Origin of the sequence: Carboxylicivirga agarovorans (genome assembly GCF_050589845.1) — a bacterium.
GTDB lineage: Bacteria > Bacteroidota > Bacteroidia > Bacteroidales > Marinilabiliaceae > Carboxylicivirga > Carboxylicivirga agarovorans.
Genome location: NZ_JBNGPA010000024.1, coordinates 1 through 21526 on the forward strand (window position 1 = coordinate 1; position 21526 = coordinate 21526).

Below are 21526 nucleotides of genomic sequence, written 5' to 3' on the forward strand. Positions count from 1 at the left end.
TTAAAACCACCTCCCCTCTCCTTCGTCGAGGTACTCCTCCTTGCCAGGAGGAGAGCTGATTTACAGCTTGCAAAACACTATATATGTGAATGTTTGAATCTTTTCGAACACTCGTGGGCGTTGCCCCTTGTTGTGATGTTTTAGGCCTTCAGCCTAAGAAATATCTTAGATACAAGCTGGTGTATTATGCTTATAGAAAAAAGCTGATAACTTCCTTAATAAGCTCTTTAGTTTAATTCTAATTTACCACAAAATTAAAATTTTCAGATTAGACCCAACTTTTGTATATGATGCAATAAAACGTGTACCCCGATTGTTACCAGGGCGTGTAATGTGGGATTAGACAAATGCTGGTATATAAAAAAGCGGCCCTAAGTGTTAACTTAAGGCCGCCCTGTTATATTAATAAATGCTATAACTTTTCAATAATAGCGTTTAAGGTAGCACTTGGGCGCATGGCCTTTGATGCTAATTCAAATACAGGAGCATAGTAGCCTCCTACATTAACGGCAGCACCTTGTGCAGCATTTAATTCATCTACAATTGTGTTTTCATTATCAGCCATTGCCTTGGCAACAGGTGTAAATATGGCTTTTAATTCAGCGTCCTTATCCTGATTTGCCAATGCCTGAGCCCAGTACATTGCCAGGTAGAAATGACTGCCCCTGTTATCCAGCTCATTCACTTTACGTGATGGTGACTTGCGATTGTCAAGCAGCATACCGGTTGCTTCGTCCAGTGTTTCGCCTAGTACCTTAGCCTTAGGATTATTACTATTGACACTTAAATGTTCCAATGACACTGCTAAAGCCAGGAACTCACCCAGTGAATCCCAACGCAGGTGTCCTTCGTATTCAAATTGCTGTACGTGTTTTGGAGCCGAGCCTCCTGCCCCTGTTTCGAATAAACCACCGCCATTCATCAATGGAACGATAGACAACATTTTGGCACTTGTTCCAACTTCCAGAATAGGGAACAAATCAGTTAAATAATCACGTAATACATTACCTGTAACAGAGATGGTATCTTCACCTTTAATGATACGTTCCAATGAAAAGCGTGTCGCATCAACGGGAGATAAAATATGGATCTCCAGGTTTGAAGTATCGTGCTCAGGCAGGTATTGATTCACTTTTTTGATCAACTGATTGTCATGGGCACGCTCTTCGTTTAACCAGAACACTGCCGGTGAGCCTGTAGCTTTGGCGCGGTTTACAGCTAGTTTCACCCAGTCACGAACAGGTGCATCTTTCACCTGGCACATGCGCCAGATATCACCTTCTTCAACTTTGTGTTCCAACAGAACTGTATTATCCTGATCGATTACTTTCACTGTACCGGCACTGGCTACCTGGAATGTTTTATCGTGTGAACCATATTCCTCAGCCTTTTGCGCCATCAAACCAACATTGGATACACTTCCCATGCTAGTTGGGTCAAAAGCACCATGTTTCTTACAGAAATCCATTGTTTCCTGGTAAACACCTGCATAAGAACGATCGGGAATAGTATAGATAGCATCCTGTGACTTACCTTCTGCGTTCCACATCTGTCCTGATGTGCGTATAGCAGCCGGCATAGACGCATCAATAATAACATCACTCGGCACATGCAGGTTGGTAATACCTTTATCAGAGTTAACCATGGCCAGGGCGGGTCGCTCACTGTAGCAGGCGTCGATAGCTGCAATAATCTCCTCTTTTTGTGAGGTAGGTAACTTCTCCAGCTTGGCATACAGATCACCTATACCATTGTTGGCTGATATTCCCAGCTCCTGGAACACACCGGCATACTTTTCAAACACTTCCTTAAAGAAAACCTCTACAACCTGACCAAAGATGATAGGATCAGAGACTTTCATCATGGTAGCTTTCAAGTGTACAGAGAATAGAATATTATCTTGTTTAGCCCTGTCAATAGCTGTTTCGAGGAAAGTACGAAGCGCCTTTTTACTCATTACTGCTGCATCAATGATCTCACCTTCCTGCAGTTCAACCTTTTCCTTCAAAACAGTAATAGTGTCATTAGCATCGTGTAATTCGATTCTTACACTGCCTGCCTTTTCTATGGTGGTTGATTGCTCACTACCAAAGAAATCACCTTCAGGCATGCTTAATACATTTGATTTGGAATCGGCTGACCATGCACCCATTGAGTGCGGATTCTTTTTGGCATAGTTCTTAACGGCGCGTGGAGCCCTTCGGTCACTGTTTCCTTCTCTTAAAACCGGATTAACGGCACTACCCTTAACCTTATCGTAACGAGCCTTAATAGCTTCTTCCTCCTCATTTTGCGGATCTTCAGGATAGTCTGGTAAGGCATAGCCTTTTTCCTGTAGTTCTTTGATAGCCGCCTGCATTTGAGGAATAGATGCACTGATATTAGGCAGCTTGATTATATTAGCTTCAGGTGTTTTAGCCAATTGTCCCAATTCTGCCAGTGCATCAGCGATACGCTGCTCTTCTGTCAGATGATCAGGGAAATTAGCAATAATACGACCAGCTAATGAAATATCACGGGTTTCAACTTCAACACCAGCTGACTTTGTGTAAGCCTCAATAATTGGCAAAAATGAATAAGTTGCCAAAGCCGGAGCTTCGTCCGTTTGGGTGTAAATAATCTTAGGGGTCTGTGTTCTCATTTTAAATTGTTATAAATGAATACGTGATTATACCAAAGATATCATTAAATGGCTGATATAAATTGTTTCTTCATCAATCATTCAGTAATACATTTGGCATTCTTGTAACATTTGACAAAGCAATGTGTTTAATGGAAACCTGCTTTATCAAGGTCACAATTTTAACTAAAGGATAATTGTTACTACAAAGCTATCTGATTAGCTTAACTAAGCACTGATATTAGTCATGTATATGCGACATATTAATACTTAATAATATGCTACACAACAGTTCATTGTATTACTAATTTTCCTTATTTATTCCAGGTCGAGATTAAATTCCTTTCTAAAGAGTGCCAGTGCCGGATTCTTTTCAGACATCACCTTGTATTTATCAGCCACTGTAAACGCTTTTTTCGGTCCGCTGTCCTCTTCCTGTGAAATTTCAAAACTTAATTCAATCCTTGCATTTTTAAGGCTTCGTCTTAAAAAGGAAATGATGGTAGAGCGCTCTTTGCCCAGCTCATGTTGTTGTGTTTGATTACGCAACTTGATGAGCAGCTTGTTTTCAGCTGTTAATACCGGTCGATGGTTTTTGTAAATGGTATGAATACGAGGTTGTCGCTCATACTGACGGGTAAATGCCCTCCAAACACCATCCAGCTTCTCCTGGTCGAATGCATCGTTCCAGGACATATCAATCGGCTCTTCTACCTTGACCTCTTCCTTTTTAGGCGAAGGTGTACCCGGTTGCTGTACCTTTTGTGCCAGGTTCTTAAGCGAAATAGACTTCAGGCCAACGCTACCACCTCCATTTACTTTTGGGGGCGGCGGAATTTTGGTTACACCACCTTTATTGCCGGAATTTTGTTGGGGAGTTTTTGTTGTTGGGGCCTTTGGCTGTACTTTACCTACCGTGATGATGGGTATCTCATCAGACGATTTTAGTTTTTTTTTTCGGTAACGATACGCGCCAGGCGGATAAGCGCAAACTCAATGTGTAAACGCTTGTTTTTTGCCGCCCTGTACTGTTGTTCACTGTCATTAATTATCTTCAGTGCTTCATACAGAAAGTCAACTGAACACTGGGCAGCCTGTTGCTGGTATTTTTCTTTAGTACTTTGTCCTACTTCAAGCAAATCGGCAGTTGATGCATCGCGACACATCAACAAATCACGCATATGGCTGTTTAATCCTGCCATAAAATGCTGCGCATCAAATCCTTTTAACAGGATTTCATTAAAAGTAAGTAAGCCTTGCTTATAATCTTCTGCCAGAAAGGCATCCGTCAGTTTAAAGTAATAGTCATAGTCCAGTACATTCAGGTTCTCAATAACCTGTTGATAGGATATTTCTTTACCTGAAAAAGCGACAATCTGATCGAATATGGATAAGGCGTCACGCATGGCTCCATCAGCCTTTTGCGCAATAACTGCCAAACCTTCCTCTTCAACTTTCACTCCTTCACTTTCTGATACATACTTCAGGTGTCCAACCGCATCAGCAATCGTAATTCGATTAAAATCAAATATCTGACAGCGTGATAAAATAGTAGGCAGTATCTTATGCTTTTCGGTAGTCGCTAAAATGAAAATAGCATGACGAGGTGGTTCCTCCAGTGTTTTCAAAAAGGCGTTAAAGGCAGCCTGTGATAACATGTGAACCTCGTCAATGATATAAACAGAATAACTTCCAAGCTGAGGCGGAACACGAACTTTGTCAATCAGGCTACGAATATCATCAACCGAGTTGTTACTGGCAGCATCCAGTTCGTGGATGTTGTATGAACGGTTGTCGTTAAATGACTGACATGATTCACATTCGTTACATGCTTCAAAATCATCGTTTATATTGGAACAGTTGATTGTTTTGGCAAAAATACGCGCACAGGTGGTTTTACCCACACCTCGCGAGCCACAGAACAAATACGCATGCGCCAGGTGACTGCTTTTAATAGCATTCTTTAGCGTGGTCGTAATATTGCCCTGCCCTACTACCGATCGAAATGTTGCCGGTCTGTATTTTCTTGCTGAAACAATGTATTCCATTCAGATAGAACTATAATTAAATTCTGCACGCAAATATATAATTTCTTTGAGCCCTTGCCAATTTGGAGCCCGAGAAGTTATTAACAAAGGGTATTAAAGTTCTGATGGGTGGATTGTATGGTGGTGATGTATAATTCCATACCTAAGCTATGGTATGTGTTTATAATTGCAGGGGCTGACTGTGGTAGTGCAGCCCCTGCAGGCTGGTGTGCGTTGCTTTGTTCTTCCACCGGCTTTACCGGTGGTCAATTTATTGCTTATAGTTATTCCTTCAGAGGGTGAGCAGGTCTTTATTCAAGGAGATCCAGAACCAGGTGATTGCTTTCATCTGCCGAACTTGATCCCACCCAAATATCAAATTGCCCGGGTTCACTTACCCATTGCAGGTCACTGTTGTAAAAGGCAAGCATTTCTTTATCGATGGTGAAGCTGAGCTGTTTAGTTTCACCTTTTTTAAGAGCAATTTTTTGAAAAGCTTTTAACTCCTTAACCGGTCGCGATATTGATGCTACTTTGTCCCTGATATACAATTGCACCACTTCTTCTCCAGCCATATCCCCCGTATTAGTGACATTCAGACTTACAGTCACTTTGCCATTCATCGCCATTTCAGAAGCACTTAAATGAACTTCAGAATAGGCATAGCTGGTATAACTCAAACCATATCCAAAGGGGTACAGTGGTGAATTGTCCACATCAATGTAAGACGACTTATAATCAGAGGGATGCTTTGCATCAAAGGGACGTCCCGTGTTTTTGGCATTATAAAAGACAGGTATTTGTCCAACATTCCTGGGGAATGACATGACTAATCTCGCTGATGGATTATAATCTCCTGCTATAATATCGGCAACAGCATGACCTGACATTAAACCAGGATACCAGGCCTCCACAATGGCATCGACATGTTGCGCTTCCCACGAAAGATCAAGAGGACGGCCATTGAACAAAACAAGGATAATGGGTTTACCTGTTTTTTTCAACGCCTTAAGCAAAGCACGCTGATTGCCCGGCAAACGGATATCTGTCCGACATGCAGCCTCGCCCGACCAATGATAATGCTCGCCCATAGCCACCAGGATAACATCACTTGAACCGGCAATTCCGACTGCTTCTGCAAAGCCATTTTCATCAGGTATATTGATGACTGACTCTTTCATGGTAGCTCTGTCAATTAAAGGTAAGTCAGTACCTTTGGCATAAGTCAACTTTACTGCTGAGCCCTTATACTTCTCCGTTAAACCTTCATACAAGGTAACGGACTTATCACGGTTCCCTTTTATGGCCCACTCGCCATTAAGGCTTTCGCGTTCTTTAATGAACGGTCCGACCAAAGCCACTTTTTTGCTTACATTCTTTTGCAAAGGCAGTGTATTGTTCTTATTCTTAAGTAATACAACCGAGCCCTTGGCTGCTTCATGAGCCAACTCCACATATTCAGGCTTCATCACCACCTTTTTTTCTCGTTCAGGATCACAATAACGATAGGGATCATCAAATAATCCAAGCAGGAATTTCATCTCCAGGATACGTGACACAGCAACATCGATCTGATCTTCAGAGATCTCCCCCTCTTCCACCAACTCTTTGAGGTGCGTCACAAAGGCCTCACTGATCATATCCATATCGATTCCTGCATCAAGACTTTGCTTAGCACCGTCTTTCAGGTTTTTGGCTACTCCATGTTCAACCAGCTCCATAATAGCTGTATAATCTGTCACGACCATACCGCCAAAATTCCATTGCTCGCGCAAAATATCTTTAAAGAGGTATTCATTGGCAGTACATGGCACGCCATTCAGATCATTAAAGGCCGTCATAAACGACGCTACACCAGCATCAACAGTTGCCTTAAAAGGTGGCAGATAAGTCTGGTACAGACTGTGATCTGACAAGTCGACCGTATGGTAATCGCGACCAGCCTGTGCCGCACCATAAGCAACAAAATGCTTGGCACATGCCATCATGGTATTTGCTTTGGACAGATCGCTGTAATGGCTGATGCCCTGAAAGCCTTTCACGCGGGCTTTTGCCACTTCAGACGCCAGGTAAACATCTTCGCCGGCCCCCTCCATAACCCGTCCCCATCGGGGATCACGACTTATATCTACCATCGGTGCAAAATTCCAGGCAACACCCGAAGCAGTTGCTTCTTCAGCAGCAGCCCGTGCAGTTTGTTCCATCAGATCCAGATCCCATGAACAGGCTTCAGCCATGGGTATTGGAAAGGTGGTTTCAAGGCCATGAATCACATCGGCGGCAAACAGCATTGGTATTTTAAGACGTGAATGCTTGAGGTTTTGCTCCTGTAGCATACGCACATGCTCAGCACCAAATACATTGAAAGTACTGCCGATCATTCCCCTTTTCAGGTATTCGCCCGACTGGTTATCACTAAGTGCTCCTGTTGTGGCAAAGTTCCCTGAATACTGGTTCATCTGCCCAATCTTCTCTTCTAAAGTCATCAGGCGCAATACAGAATCCACCCTGGCTTCAATGGTTTTGTCTCCACTGTAACTTACCCATTCAGTGCTGTTTTTATCAGCCTGACAGGCGGCCATCAGTATGGCCAAAACAAGTACGCTGTAATACTTAAGTATGTTTATCATCTTCATTTTGTCTATTGTTTTATGAGCCCTTAGCCTGAACCGGTAAACTCATCTTACTCTTCAATTGTAAAGCCAAGAGCCTGCAGACCCCTTTGTACATCATCGTTGGCCATAAACAGCTTCCATAGCAGTCCGCTTCGGTAATTTTCGATCATTACAGGTATAGGCCCCTGATCAATGGCCAGGTAACGGGGCGTATACCACCCGGCCTCATGGCTATAGGCGTCATACGGCCCATATTGCCCCACCAGTGAATCTGCTTCCATGTATAAATACTTTAATACTTTCATGGATTCTTCAGGAGTATAAGGAAATGAACTAAGTGCCGCTGTAGGTGTAATAACCCCCAGATCCATTTCACCAGGACAATGTCCGGCATAACCGTTCATAGAATAGCTTGAGGTTAAACCCCATTGCTTCTCACCATATCCTTTATACCCTTTGGGATTATCAACGCAATAGCGGTAATGCATGGTCGCATGATTACGTGTCAGTTCATGGTAATTGGCATATTGATCGCTTAAACCCTGAGGGTCTAGCCCCAGGTAAGAGTAATGCGCCCAAAATAAGGGACCGGTTGGTTTGTGTTCGTCACCATAGTAATTCAATACGCTTGGTAAGCCATAATAGGTCGAACCTTTAGTGATATTACCATTGGCTGTCCAGCCTTTGTGATAGACTGTTGGCTGTATAGGATGTGTAGGTGAAGAAGCTGCCAGTACATACATGATCAGGCATTCGTTGTATCCACTCACCCCAAAATTCATATCCCATCCATGGTTTGGCGACCAATGCCAGTACAATACATCTTCTCCACCTTTGGTATACCAATCCCACTCCACATCATGCCATAGCTGCTGAATATCTGCTACCAGTTGTTGCTCTTCGGCTGTACCTTCTTTAAAATATTCCGCCACTGTAAGCAGCCCTTGTATCATAAAAGCTGTCTCAACCAGGTCACCACCATCATCTTTGGCACTGAAAGGTTTTACTTTACCGGTATTGCCGTCCAGCCAATGTGGCCAGGCCCCGTGAAAGCGATCAGCATCTTTCAGGAAACGAACGATTTTTTGAAAGCGTTGAAAGGCCTCCTCACGACTGATAAACCCTCGCTCAACGCCTGATAGAATAGCCATGACACCAAAGCCAGAACCTCCCAGTGTTACCACATGGGCATCATTTTGAGGATATACGCCGTCTGTATGAATACGCTCACGGGCCATTCCACTATTGGGTTCAGCTCCTTCCCAGAAATATTGGAAGGTTTGATACTGAACCGTATCCAGCAACTGCTCATCGTTCCAATTACTCGCGTCGGAACCAGCTGTATCTGTTCGTTTATGCCCACAGCTATATAGGGCTGTCAGCACTATTAGTAAATATATAGATTTCATTGTTTTTATCTGTTTGTATCTTGCTTAATAAGTAAAGCCCAAAGTATTGAGCCCGTTTTGCACTTCAGGTGCCGACATAAATAAATCCCATAATAAGCCACTGCGATGATTCTCGATCATTAGGATGATTGGTCCCTGATCAATGCCAATATTAGATGTTGCATACCATTCGTCTTTGACGCTAAAGGCATCGTAGAACCCGTAAGGTCCCCAGAGACGATCTCCCATGGCATAGTAAAAATGCTTCATGGCTTCCATTGACTGATCGGGTGTAAATGGAAGGGATGAAAGTGCAGCTGTTGGAGTTATTACGCCTCTGTCGTTGGTTGGCGAATGTGCCGAATAGCCATTGTAACCATCACTGGCGGTCAAGCCCCAGCAACTGGCGCTGTAACCAATGTGTTTATTGGGATTTCTGACGCAGTGTTCCCGATTGATTAATGTATGATTGACCACTTGCTCCCAGTAACTTTCACCCTGGTTGCCGCTTAAGTTCCTTGGGTCCAGACCTAAAAAGGTATACTGCTCGAAGAACAGTGGTCCTCCATAATCGGGTCCGAGGGGTAATGTGATATCATAAAACGACTTACCATTGACGAACTTACCAGCTTTCCAACCTTGGTTGTATACCTCCTTTGTTATGCCATGAGTTGCCGATGATGCAGCCATAACATAGGTAATCAATGCTTCATTCCATCCCCTGATCGGATGATTCATTTCCCAGGCATAGTCAGGTGACCAGTGCCAATACAGCACATCCTGATTATTCTGCTGATACCAATCCCATTCAATATCTTCAAGAATGGTATTTATTTTATCGATAAGAGCTTTTTCTTCAGCTACCATAGCATCGAGGTATTGACGTACAGTCACTAATCCCATGGCCACAAATGATGTTTCAACCAAGTCACCCCCATTGTCCTTTTCACTGAAAGCAATAGCAGCTCCCGTTTCTCCATGCAGCCAATGAGACCAGGCGCCATGAAAGCGATCGGCCTTATCACCCAGAAAATGGATCATTGTGGTTAATCGCTCCACCCCTTCTGTATGTGTTATAAAACCACGTTTAATAGCAACAGGAATAGTCATTAAACCAAATCCGCTTGCACCAGAAGCCACAGTGTGACCTGATGTATTGCGTTCACGACTTAATCCGCTGACCGGATGCGCAAAATCCCAGAAATACCTGAACGTCTGCCTTTGCACTAATGTCAATAGCTCTTCATCACTTAACGGAGGGAACTTATTTGTCTCATCAAGGGTCGTAAACAGTTGAGTAGCATAACCGCTAAAGTTAGCACCGTCAGCACCTTCCAGTTGGTCTGAAATGGTGAGGTCGTAGCTTCTGTAGTAACTCAGTGGCGATTGGGTACTAATAGTTATCACCTGATCATTATCGGAGTAGGTAAAGGACAGTTCCGGGGCGATATCCCCTGTAACCTTAATAGCTGATTCCAGTGAACTGCGATCAACAGATTCACTGTAACGCATTGTAATATCCAGCGTTAAAGGCACGTCTTGTATAAAACCGGCGTGCGTTACATCGTTTTCGTTGATAAGCATGCTCTCCAATACCAATGTCCCCTGAATGGTCGTAAATTGGATGTCTGTGCCATCAAATTCACTGCCATTTTCACTCGTCAGTTCACTGCTAACTGTTAGCACGTAAGGGGTAAAATATGCCAGTTGATCAGCAGGTGTAATATTGACCACTTTATCATCGGATGACAGGCTGATATTAACCGGAACTAATTCACCTTCAGCTGATAGCTGAATGCTCTCATTTAACGATGATTCGTCAAGTGATTCAGAAAAAACAAGACGGATGATTGGTGATACACCTACATCTAAAATAGTATTGCCATCGGGGTCTATTTCCTGTGAATCAAAGTAGACCTTATTAAGGTTAAGCGGTGCTGACTGTTCATCCTTTTTACAGGCTAAAACCAGTAGTGCCAGTAAAATATAAATTGTGAATCTTCGGTTCATCGTTATCGTTTATCAATTAAGTTGTCGAGGCTTGAACTATTTCCCACCAAGCACCCAAAGGAAGAAAACGCAAAGGGCGCAAAGGATCATAACAATCGTCGGCATATTACGACCTTTGCGCTTCCCTAATCGGTGTTAGTATGAAATAATAACTTCAGACATCTTAGTCATTTGGTAATATACTGTTTATAAGGCACACCCATTATTGCTCATTGGCAATTATGGCTTTGATTTCGTCCTGGCTCAATGCCTTTTGGAAAATTCTCAGCTCATCATAGAGGCTCAGGTCCTCTTTATGATCCCATTCGCTAAAATGCGGACCTCCCGATGCGATATACAGGTCCTCGCAATTATCCCAGCTGATCGGTTCTCCCAGATCACCCTGAGAAACCACTTCTCCATCGATATAAACGGCTGCCGATGATTCGGAAATTGTTATTGCCACATGCACCCACTCTGTTGTTTGTGGGTTAATTGTTGCGGCTGCACCACCATCAAACCACTGATCGTAGCTACCATTACCAATATTCAGCTTAATGGTTTGAGCATCGTCACCACCTTCACGGAACAAACGGAAACCTGCCACACGGTTATTATTACTGCCTGACGGACTTGCTGATAAGATACCTGAACGCCCCTGTTGAGCAATATTATACCAGAAAGCAGCGGTCATTTCCCTTCCACTGAATACATCAGCCACCGGAAATGAGAGGCTTGCGCCTTCTGCTCCCTGATAGGCCGCACCAACAACACCATTCTCCTCAAAGCCAGGGAACCCGTTTATAGCTGCATTCTCTACAGATGCATGGTCCAAATAGTGATTCTGGAAGCTCATGTAGAATGATTCTCCGTAGAGCGGCTCAAAATCACCCATTTTAACTACACTGAAGCTAATGGTTTCAGACAATGTGCTTTTGCCGGTTTTATCCGTTCCTTCAATTTGCATGGTATAACTGCCGTTCTCCAATTTCAGGCCATGCCCCTGTAATGGTGCATAACGACGGTAGTCAGTAAAATCTGCAATGGTTTCAAGCACCTCATTATTGATACTTATCGTTACCTTGTCCAGCTCAATGTCATCCACCACTTCAAGCATTAGCGGAACAGGACTGTCAGCCGCTACAATCAGTTGGTCGCCATCCTGTGGAGACATTATTGTCACAACCGGTGCCAATTCATCAGTACCCGGTTCCTCGGGCCTTATGTCATCAATGCCATCATTACAAGCGGCAAAGCTCAATAAGATCCCAAGACTATATAAAATCGTTTTTATCGTATTCATTTTTCCAGCGTTTAAAGGATTAATTGTTGGCATGAGCTTTCAGATTAGGCAGCTGATCAAGTTGTGCCAGCGGGTATGGTAAAAACACCTTATCGGCATTAAATGCGCGAACACCGTCTGAGTCATCATAACGATCACTATAGCTCAATTCATCGTACCTGCTGTAACGAACCATATCGTAAAAGCGTGCTCCGTGCTCCATTGCCAGTTCAGCAAACTTCTCGTCCAGCACTTCCTGAAGTCCGGCACCACTTATGGCATCCAGACCCGCTCTTCTTCTCACTTCATTAAGGGCTGCATCGGCCGTCATAGCAGAACTGGATGCTCCGTTAACCAAGGCTTCAGCATGGATCAGTAAGACCTCGGCATAACGTATGAGGCTATAGTTTTTTCCATTACCATAATTGTTACGTCCCGGTGTTAGCTGATCAGTAGGTAAGTAATGCTTACCACTGGCAAAATTAGCACGCGGATAGTCCTGAATAATATCACCTGAAGGTGTAGCATTACTTATCCAGGCCGGCAATGTAGCATAAGCTGGATCAGCCTTTATTTCATTGATCCCTTTATTTGTAAACAATACACTGGTTTGCAAACGGGTATTGTCATCGCGGTCGAGCATGAACTTGATCCATTTTACGCTAGGCTCATAAAATCCCCAGCCCGCTTGTGCACCTTCCACTTTTGGTGTCCAGGTTTGTGGCCCGTAAAAACCAAATAAGTAGGTTTCCTGTGGCCCTGTACTCTGGTTATAGTCTGAAAATTGCAGTTCAAGCAAGCTTTCAGAAGACAGTTCACCCGGTTTTTTAAATAAGTTATAATAATCGTCGTACAGACTAAATTTACCCGAAGCGATAATCAGTGAAGTGGCATCAGCTACTTTCTGATATTCTTTCAATTCCAGGTTAACCATTGCTTTAATAGCCAGCGCTGTATAACGGGTTACACCACCCGGAACATCACTACGGTCGGCAGGAAGCATATCAGGCAAGTCAGGAATAGCTTCATCCATCAGGTCGGATACATATTGCATCACTTCGGCATAAGTTGACACATCTGTTAGCAGCATATCCGCCGGATCAGATGTTTCAGGAATCAGAATATCGCCCCAGGTGAGTGCCAGGTTGCGCAATAGCCATCCCTTGATCACCTTGGTTTCTGCAATATACTGGTCAGCATTGGGATTGCCCGAATGCTCGCGATACAATTCGATCTGCTCGACTGCATCAAACATACGAAAGATGGTGGTATACTCCAGCTGCCACAATGAATTATACATCCAGAAGCCCTGATCATACACGTAACGATCGGTCATAAAGAATGGTTGTTGATCGCCATATCCACCAGCGTTAACATCATCTCCTCTTACGGACATCAGAGGGATACCTTCCCACCCTCTTTTCATATAAAATTCTGAGTAGGCACCATAAAGCGGTAATATCATATCCTGAGAAACAGTATAATCCACATCTTCTGTGGGAACTCTGTTTTCAAAAGGCTCATCCAGGTTATCATGGCAAGACACTGCTGTAAGTACTACAAGGATCAGTGCCAGTTTTTTTATTATATCAATATTAATCAATTTCATGTCGAATTACATTTTACGATTAAAATTTCAGGTTTAAGCCGACGGTATATACAGCAGGTATTGGATGTACCTGGTTATCGATACCGTTACTCACCTCAGGACTGAAACCATTGTAGCTAAATACAGTCAATGGTCGTTCTGCTGTAAATGAAATACGTGCGTCCGGCATATTCGTGCCAAAGATCGTTTTATTGCGAAGGGTATAAGCCAACTGAATATTCTGAATCCGGAAGAAAGCACCGTCTTCAACCAAATAGTCACTCATCTTTTGGTTCCATCCTTTACGCAATCCTTTTGACGACGGGTATTTATTCGATGTACCCTCACCGTGCCAGCGGTTTTTAGCCAGATCAGCATCCCAGTTGGTATCATTGGTCCAGATAACTTCGCCACGCTTACGGTTCAGGATCTTATTTCCTGCCTGTCCCATAATGTTGGTCGTTAGCTGCAGATTCTTGTACTGAATACCAAGGTTGGCGCCATACATGACATCAGGAAAATAAGAGCCCAGTACAGTGCGGTCATTATCATCGATCACACCATAACCTTCTTCACCTTCTTTTTGCTGATCCTTATAGCGGAAATCTCCAGGCTCAAGTCCATTGGCTTTGGCAACAGGATCAGCATCAATTTCAGCCTGATTTTGATACACACCGTCTACTTCCCAGCCATAAAAAGCCATTAGCGGCTCACCAACCATGGTACGCTGACGGAATTCGGCTGTACCACCATCAATGTATTCCTGGCCAAAGAGCTCACGCACCTCATTTTTATTGGTTGATAAGGTAGCTCCAATCATATAACTCAGATCACTTGTGATATTATCATTCCAACTCACTGCCAGCTCAAAGCCTGAATTACGGATCACACCAGAGCTTTTAAGGCCACCTCCCATAATTACAGGAGTATTGACATAAATGGCGGCATCTTTTGTATCCCTTGAGTAGTAATCAGCTTCTACACTTAAGCGGTTGGTAAATAAATTGGCGCTAAAACCAATGTTCGTTTCCTCTGTTACCTCCCAACGTAAAATATTGATATTGTTTGTTGTTACCGTTCCGCCAACGCGCTCATCGGCAAGCGCTACATAGTTAATATAGGTAGCAGCTGAACCGTCTGAACGAGGAATTTTATCATTTCCTAACTGTCCCCATCCAAATCGCAGTTTCAGAAAATTGATCGCATCAATGTTTTTCATAAAGTTTTCTTCAGAAATAACCCAGCCAGCTCCGATAGCCGGAAAGTAAGCCCAGGTATTTTCAAACTTATTGCTGCCATCGGCGCGCATTGTAGCGTAAAGCATGTACTTACCATCAAAATTATAAGACAAACGACTGAAGTACGATTGTCCATAATATTTAGCCCCGCCATCGCCTGTTAGATGGGAGTCTTTGTTTTGTCCGGCATCAATATACCAGTATTGTTCTTTTTCTGCCGGTACATCTTCGGCTGATCCCCATAGGTTATGGCTCTTTTCATAGCGGTATGAAGAACCGGCCATTAATGAAATATTATGGGCTCCAAAGCTATCGGTATAGGTCAACACATTGTCCCATATCTTATTGGAATAGGTGCTGTTTTTCTTGAAAACCTTAACAAAATCGGCTCTGTACTTCACCGCTTCATCTTCACCTTCGGTATAAAATTCCCTGAACCAGTTATCGTTCATGTAGAAAGGAAAATCAACATTACGCTCATTCAGATCTGTATAGGCATGATTGTACGAAGTTTTAAATGACAGCTTAGAAGGGATCAGGTCAATTTGCGCGTAGAAATTGGCATTCACCTTCATAATATCAAGCTGCTTGTCATTGTAAAGCATCGCCGGGAAAGGATTCTGGTGATCACGATATCCCAGAAGCTTTGCATCGGCAAAATTGTGGGGTGTTGAAATATCTTTAAATGCCTCGTCATACTTTGGCAAAACAGGAACAGCGTGATAAGCCTGCTTCCACACCTCATTATTTGGATCTTTTTTTGTCGCGTTACTGAACACCACATTACCACCATAGGACAACCACTCACTGGCTTTGGCATCAATTTTAGCTGTCAGGTTAAAACGCTCGTAGTAATTCTCAACATCCATGATACCATCTTGTTTAAAATAGCTGGTACCCAAAGCGTACTTAACCTTTTCAGTACCTCCACGTGCACTTAAACTATGGTTTTGAATAGGTGCAGGACGTAGTATTTCATCATACCAATCGGTATTGACATCCGGAACATTAGGGTTGATACGGCTTCTGCCATACTTTTGCATAGCATTCAGTATATACGTGTAATCAGCATCTGAACCAGATTCTATAGCCATGTTGGTAAACTGCTCGGCGTTGGCCATTTGCAATACATTTTGCGCTACCTGGTAACCAAAGTAACCATCGTACTCAATTTCCGTTTTGCCTTTATCACCACCTTTTGTTTCAATTAAGATGACACCATTTGCAGCTCTCACCCCATAAATGGCCGATGCAGAAGCATCTTTCAAAACAGAGACAGATTCTATTTCAGAGATGTTAAGAAAATCGATATTGTCGTAAAACATACCATCGACCACATATAAAGGATTTTGACCAGCTGATTGAAATGAACCAATACCTCTTACACGCACCGTTGGTTGGCTGCCAGGTTGACCGGAACTGACCACCTGAAGTCCGCCCACTTTACCTTGTAAGGCCTGCATAGCTGAGGCAGCAGGTGTCTTGGCCAGTTCTTCTGATTTTACCGTGGTTATGGATGATGTTAAGTCTTTTACCTTTTGAGTACCATACCCAACAACCACTACTTCATCAACCAACTCCACCGACTCCTGAAGCACAATCGATACTTCTGTCTGCAATCCTACCAATAACTCCTGTGTCTGGAATCCGATAAAGCTGAATTCAATAATATCTTCCGGTGCTGCATTAATGCTAAAATCACCATTAATATCAGTTATGGTACCTGTGGAGGTCCCCTTAATAACAACTGATACACCTGGTATTCCTATATTGTCTGTACCCGTCACTTTTCCGGACAACTGTTGTTCTTGTTGTGCCATCATTAACATGGATACGAACGATAGAAATAATGAATAAATGAATTTTTTCATATTACAATTTTTTTGAGTTCGTATGGTCAAAAGTATGGAGGACTTGTTTCCTCCAAAAAAATATGCCCACACTACGACCTCTCACTGTTAAAATGTCTTAAAAAGGGTTTGCACAATCACCTCACTTTAGCCTGTCATATATTTGTATGTGTCACATATTCAGAAACGTAACAAATACACAATTTAACATACCCACTTTCGTCAGTCAGCACTCTTTTTCAAGTTGATGAGTTGCATTCATACCAAAACACCCCATAATTAAGCCTGATTTAACAGCAATATAAAGGATTTACTAAAATTTGTTAAGAGGATTGCTAACAAGCATCTAAGAATAAATTAAATTTACAGCGTTAATCCTTCTGACCAATCTTATAAATCTTATTCCTTTAATGAAGCAACGCATTGCCATTATCAGCATTCTTATCTACGTAATCAATAGTTCTACTTGTTTGCACTCGCAAGCGCTTCATAACTTTTATAAAAGCGATTACCGCGCAAGCAGTCAAAACTGGTCGGTTAAATGCGATGACACAGATTACATCTATTTTGGCAATACCAGCGGGCTTTTGCAATTTGATGGTATTAACTGGCAATTGTACCCTTCTGCCAACGCTTCCATCATACGAGCTGTAGCACATGACTCTGCACGTATTTATACCGGAGGTTATCGTGAGATTGGTTACTGGGAACGCAATGAAACCGGACAGTTACAATATAGTTCATTAACAGATAGTATAAAAGATCAGTTTGATACCAATGAAGAGTTCTGGAACATATTTGTCAATGGCAAACAAGTAATGTTTCATTCGTTTGCCGGCATTTATATATATGAGGATAATGCTTTTAACATTATTAAACCCGGCGGCTTTATTAATTTCGCGACACAGTCAGGTAATGACGTTTATGTAGCTATTCATAACGATGGTTTGTATCGTTTAAGTAATAAACAACTGATCCTTATCTCTGATCACCCCTTTATTAAAAGCAATTACCTGCGTTTTATATCTAAGACACCCCAACCGGATGAATACTATATAGGAACCGAATCGAATGGATTGTATTATTTCAATTCACGAACAGGGGAATTTAAGCCCGTTGCCAAGGCATTGCAGAACTTCTTTATCAAGAATAAAATAAACCACGGGCTTATAAGTCCTTCCGGAGATATTGTTATAGGTACCATATTAGATGGCATTATCGGTTTTTCTAACGATGGGGTTGTAAAGTTCCATTATAACAATGATAATGGCTTGCAAAGTAATACTGTATTGGGCATCGATCAGGACAATTTTAATAACATATGGCTGGCACTGGATAAGGGCATTGACCTGATTACCCTAAACAACGACCTTTCTTATACAACATACAATGAAGAAGAACTGGGAGCTGTTTATTCGGCAGCCCTTTATAATGATTACCTGTATCTTGGCACTAACCAGGGGCTATATACCAGGAAATGGGAGAATGCAAACGATCCTTTTACATTGGTTGACAATACCCAGGGGCAGGTTTGGGACTGCAGCACAATTGATAAAACCTTATTTATCGGGCTTAACTCGGGCACAATGACAAATGATGGAACAGGTTTTAAGCACTTATCTGGTTTTGCCGGAGCCTATACCATTAAACGCCATCCTTACTATCACGACATTCTGATACAGGGAACCTATAATGATCTGATCATCTACAAACAAAGTTCACAAGGCTGGCAATTTTCCAATATAATTAAAGGCTTTAATAACCTGACTCGGTTTATTGAGTTTGATCACCAGGGGAATTTATGGGCCACTCATTTTTACGGTGGTCTGCACAAGATCCGTCTAAACGATGACCTGACTGCAGTAGAATCACTTGTTCATTATGATCAAATTGGTTCTGAATTGCAGAACAGAGGACATATCAGGGCTTTTAAGGTCGAAAATCAGATCGTTATAACAAGCGGAAAAGAACTATATACCTATGATGACCTGAATGATAAAATAGTTCCATATACACTTTTAAATAAGGCTGTAGGTATATACAAGAACGCCATACGAATAGTTGAAGGTACGAATCATCACTATTGGTTTATCAGCTCTGAAGGACTGGCCTACTATAAAATATATGCTGATGATATTGAGTTGATCAGGGAATATCCAAGCTCTATTTTTGAGAACCACCTCATACCACAACATGAAAACATCGTTCAGATAAATGACTCACTGGCTTTGGTATGTATGGAAAACGGTTATTCCCTCCTGAACCTGAACGGGCAGAGTTACACTGATACCATTAGCTGGTTTCAACCTGAGCTACAGCAAGCCACTGCTTATAATCGAAAGGCCGAAAGTAATCTTCTGCCACTGACAAACGAAAACATTGAATTACCACATAGTCTGAACAACATACACCTGCGCTATTCTTTTCCGGTGATTAATGGAGAAAAGCTTAAATACCAATATATAGTTGAGGGTTTGACAGATACCTGGTCAGAGCTATCCGCGTCCCCCACTATTGAGTTAAGCCGTATTCCATCGGGTGATTATACGATAAGAATAAGGGCTGTTAACCATTGGAATAAGGATTCAGGAATGCAGGTGGTGCAATTGAAAATTCTTGACCCATGGTACCGAAATAATGTGGCCTTGTTGATGTACCTTCTTATGTTTATAGGCTTAATGCTATTTTTAAAGCATATAACAAGTCGTAAAATTAAATTGAAAGAAAAGCGTAAACGTGAAGACAAAGAGAAAGAACTCATTCAGCTTAAAAATGAAAAGTTAAGCAATGAATTGTCATTCAAAAGCCAAAAGTTAGCAAGTTCAGCCATGAGCATCATTAAGAAAAATGAATTCCTGCTCTCGTTAAAGGCTAAAATTAAAAAGCAAAAGGAAACGCTTGGCAATCGTTACCCTGATAAGTATTATCAGGATTTAATCAGTAAGATTGACAGCAATATTTCGGGTCAGGATGACTGGCAGTTGTTTGAAGCCAACTTTGAACAAGCCCATGAAACATTTTTGAAGACAATGAAAGCAACGTATCCAGATCTGACATCCAGCGACTTGCGTTTATGTGCCTATTTGCGCATTAACCTGACCTCCAAGGATATTGCTCCCTTATTAGGCATAACGGTTCGTGGTGTTGAGAACCACCGTTACAGGTTACGGAAAAAGTTAGGCCTGTCGGCTGAGGATAACCTTATTGACTTTATTCTGAGTAAGTAGTTGTTTGAGTCAGTTATTAAAGCAGTTGCATGATTGAGGGTATAATGTTGATTTGCAGCTTTTAATATTTCACCCACACCCCGATGGTTATCAGGGCACACAAATTGTATTCCTGCGGAATTGATTACCAAGCTATAGATAACGGGCTGAAGGCCCACATCATCATAACCTGGTGTAAAGCGCAGCGACACCCCAGGACTAGTCATCTCCATCAACCCGCTGCAACCGCGAATATGATAATGTGGGAATTTGTTTGCAGCGGAATAGGTAGTTGTTTGGTTAAAGGATAGCATGTTGATTGACAGCTTTTAATCAATAACCACGGATTGCACTAATTATACGAATTAATTCCTTCGGAATAGAGCTGTAAATAACGGGCTGGTGGTCCGCTTACCATTGGAAGGCATTCTCAATTGATTACCTGATTTTGACAGCGATGGATCATAAACCTTTGATCACTGCTGTTTCTGACAGCAATTTTTCCCTTTTAGTCTGTGCAAAAAGGGAAAAATGTTGCATGTGTAAGTATTGTTAATACCAATAAGATTCTCCTTTGATTTACTTTTTCCCACTGCCTTTAAAGTAATCCTCTTTTTCGGCAAACAGGACATTAAAAGTGGTCAAGCTACCATAAGCACGTGTGATGTACTGTTGCATGTGAACCTTTTCTTCATCGTTAAGAGATGAAGACGAGTTTATATTTTGTTCCAGTACCCTTAGTCTGTCGCGTACCATCACAATCTTTTTAAAGAAGGTATCCATTGGAATTTCTTTGGGCTGAAGCGAGTCATTGGATGGGTGCAGTACGACTTTACCATGTATCCATTTTTGTCCCAGTTCCACCTCTGCAGGCAATGAACCATATTCGTCTAATACAGAGGCAATGGCATAGCGCAGATCACGCACGGTGATAGTCTCCGGTTTACCTTCATCGGGACTTTCTATTATCGTCAGGTTTGTACTGGTCTTAGGAATCTCCATTTTACCACCATCTTCAAAGTAAACGATATAAGCCCCTAAAGTAACCTGGGCTATGATACCTTCACCATATCGGGGGTGTTCAACCCGTGTTCCAACTTTGATATCTATTGAATCCATATAAGTATTTATTTAAATTGTATGTTTATTGGCACGATATTTATTGTCTAATTTAACCAATCAAAAATTAATATTAACGATGATGAAGAAACTAATTATTGCAATAGCGGCATTTGCTTTTATGCTAAGCTGCAAATCAACGCAGAGCGCCTCAAATGCACAGACTGCTAAAGAAGAAAAGACAAGCATAGAAAATTTTGTAGAAAGCAATACCTGGGAATTAACCAGTTATAAGGGCCAGACACCAGCTGAAGCGGGTTTTACAGATCGAATCCCCACCCTTGTTATTAATGAAGCTAAAAATCAGGTAGGTGGTAACAGCGGCTGTAATTCTTTCGGCGGCGAGGTTGATATACAGGGTGATACCATTACTTTAAGTAAAATATTCTCAACAAAGATGTATTGCGACGGCGTGCCTGAGCATGAATTCTTTCAAATGTTGCAACAAGCTTTAAAATTTAAAACGAAAGGCGATTTACTGCAATTTGAAAAAGATGGTGTACTGATTCTTGAGTTTAAGTTGAAATCAGTTGAATAAGTTGATGGTACTTGTTTTCAAGTTTAAATAGCCCGAGCGTAGGCCTCAATACTCAATATGTTGTTC

12 protein-coding genes are annotated in these 21526 nt (G+C 42.1%); 2 read left to right on the top strand and 10 right to left on the bottom strand.

What is annotated here, in order from left to right; translation table 11 throughout:
• Positions 1–412: 412 nt before the first annotated feature.
• The 9 genes from ACRD69_RS18545 to ACRD69_RS18585 all read right to left on the bottom strand — a co-directional run bounded on the left by ACRD69_RS18545 (position 413) and on the right by ACRD69_RS18585 (position 16618).
• Positions 413–2641, bottom strand: a complete 2229-nt coding sequence (locus tag ACRD69_RS18545) for an NADP-dependent isocitrate dehydrogenase (RefSeq protein ID WP_430816627.1) — start codon at positions 2639–2641, stop codon at positions 413–415.
• 297 nt (positions 2642–2938) lie between these two features.
• Positions 2939–3316 carry a DUF8493 domain-containing protein gene (locus ACRD69_RS18550; protein WP_430816628.1) on the bottom strand — a complete coding sequence of 126 codons (378 nt, stop codon included), beginning with the start codon at positions 3314–3316 and terminating at the stop codon, positions 2939–2941.
• A 248-nt stretch (positions 3317–3564) separates the two neighbouring features.
• On the bottom strand, positions 3565–4668 hold the full coding sequence (locus tag ACRD69_RS18555) for a DNA polymerase III subunit gamma/tau (RefSeq protein WP_430816629.1): 1104 nt from the start codon (positions 4666–4668) through the stop codon (positions 3565–3567).
• Between the two features lie 290 nt (positions 4669–4958).
• A complete protein-coding gene (gene bglX / locus ACRD69_RS18560) occupies positions 4959–7283 on the bottom strand; it encodes a beta-glucosidase BglX (RefSeq protein ID WP_430816630.1) in 2325 nt (774 codons plus the stop codon).
• 47 nt (positions 7284–7330) lie between these two features.
• The gene (locus tag ACRD69_RS18565; RefSeq protein ID WP_430816631.1) at positions 7331–8671 is read right to left on the bottom strand and encodes a glucoamylase family protein; all 1341 of its coding nucleotides are present in this window, start codon (positions 8669–8671) and stop codon (positions 7331–7333) included.
• Between the two features lie 24 nt (positions 8672–8695).
• Positions 8696–10660, bottom strand: coding sequence for a glucoamylase family protein (locus ACRD69_RS18570; RefSeq protein WP_430816632.1), 1965 nt, complete (start codon positions 10658–10660; stop codon positions 8696–8698).
• Between the two features lie 202 nt (positions 10661–10862).
• Positions 10863–11942 carry a LamG domain-containing protein gene (locus ACRD69_RS18575; protein ID WP_430816633.1) on the bottom strand — a complete coding sequence of 360 codons (1080 nt, stop codon included), beginning with the start codon at positions 11940–11942 and terminating at the stop codon, positions 10863–10865.
• 19 nt (positions 11943–11961) lie between these two features.
• A complete protein-coding gene (locus tag ACRD69_RS18580) occupies positions 11962–13530 on the bottom strand; it encodes a RagB/SusD family nutrient uptake outer membrane protein (RefSeq protein WP_430816634.1) in 1569 nt (522 codons plus the stop codon).
• Positions 13531–13549: 19 nt separating this feature from the next.
• A complete protein-coding gene (locus ACRD69_RS18585) occupies positions 13550–16618 on the bottom strand; it encodes a SusC/RagA family TonB-linked outer membrane protein (protein ID WP_430816635.1) in 3069 nt (1022 codons plus the stop codon).
• A gap of 389 nt (positions 16619–17007) precedes the next feature.
• On the opposite strand from ACRD69_RS18585, the gene ACRD69_RS18590 reads away from it, so the two are divergent.
• Entirely contained in the window at positions 17008–19824 is a 2817-nt protein-coding gene (locus tag ACRD69_RS18590) for a helix-turn-helix and ligand-binding sensor domain-containing protein (RefSeq protein ID WP_430816636.1), read from the top strand.
• A gap of 558 nt (positions 19825–20382) precedes the next feature.
• Here ACRD69_RS18590 and ACRD69_RS18595 read toward each other — a convergent pair.
• Positions 20383–20922, bottom strand: a complete 540-nt coding sequence (locus ACRD69_RS18595; RefSeq protein WP_430816637.1) for a DUF8685 domain-containing protein — start codon at positions 20920–20922, stop codon at positions 20383–20385.
• A gap of 82 nt (positions 20923–21004) precedes the next feature.
• On the opposite strand from ACRD69_RS18595, the gene ACRD69_RS18600 reads away from it, so the two are divergent.
• Positions 21005–21460 (top strand): META domain-containing protein, encoded by a 456-nt coding sequence (locus tag ACRD69_RS18600; protein WP_430816638.1) that lies wholly within the window; start codon positions 21005–21007, stop codon positions 21458–21460.
• The last annotated feature ends 66 nt before the right edge of the window (positions 21461–21526 follow it).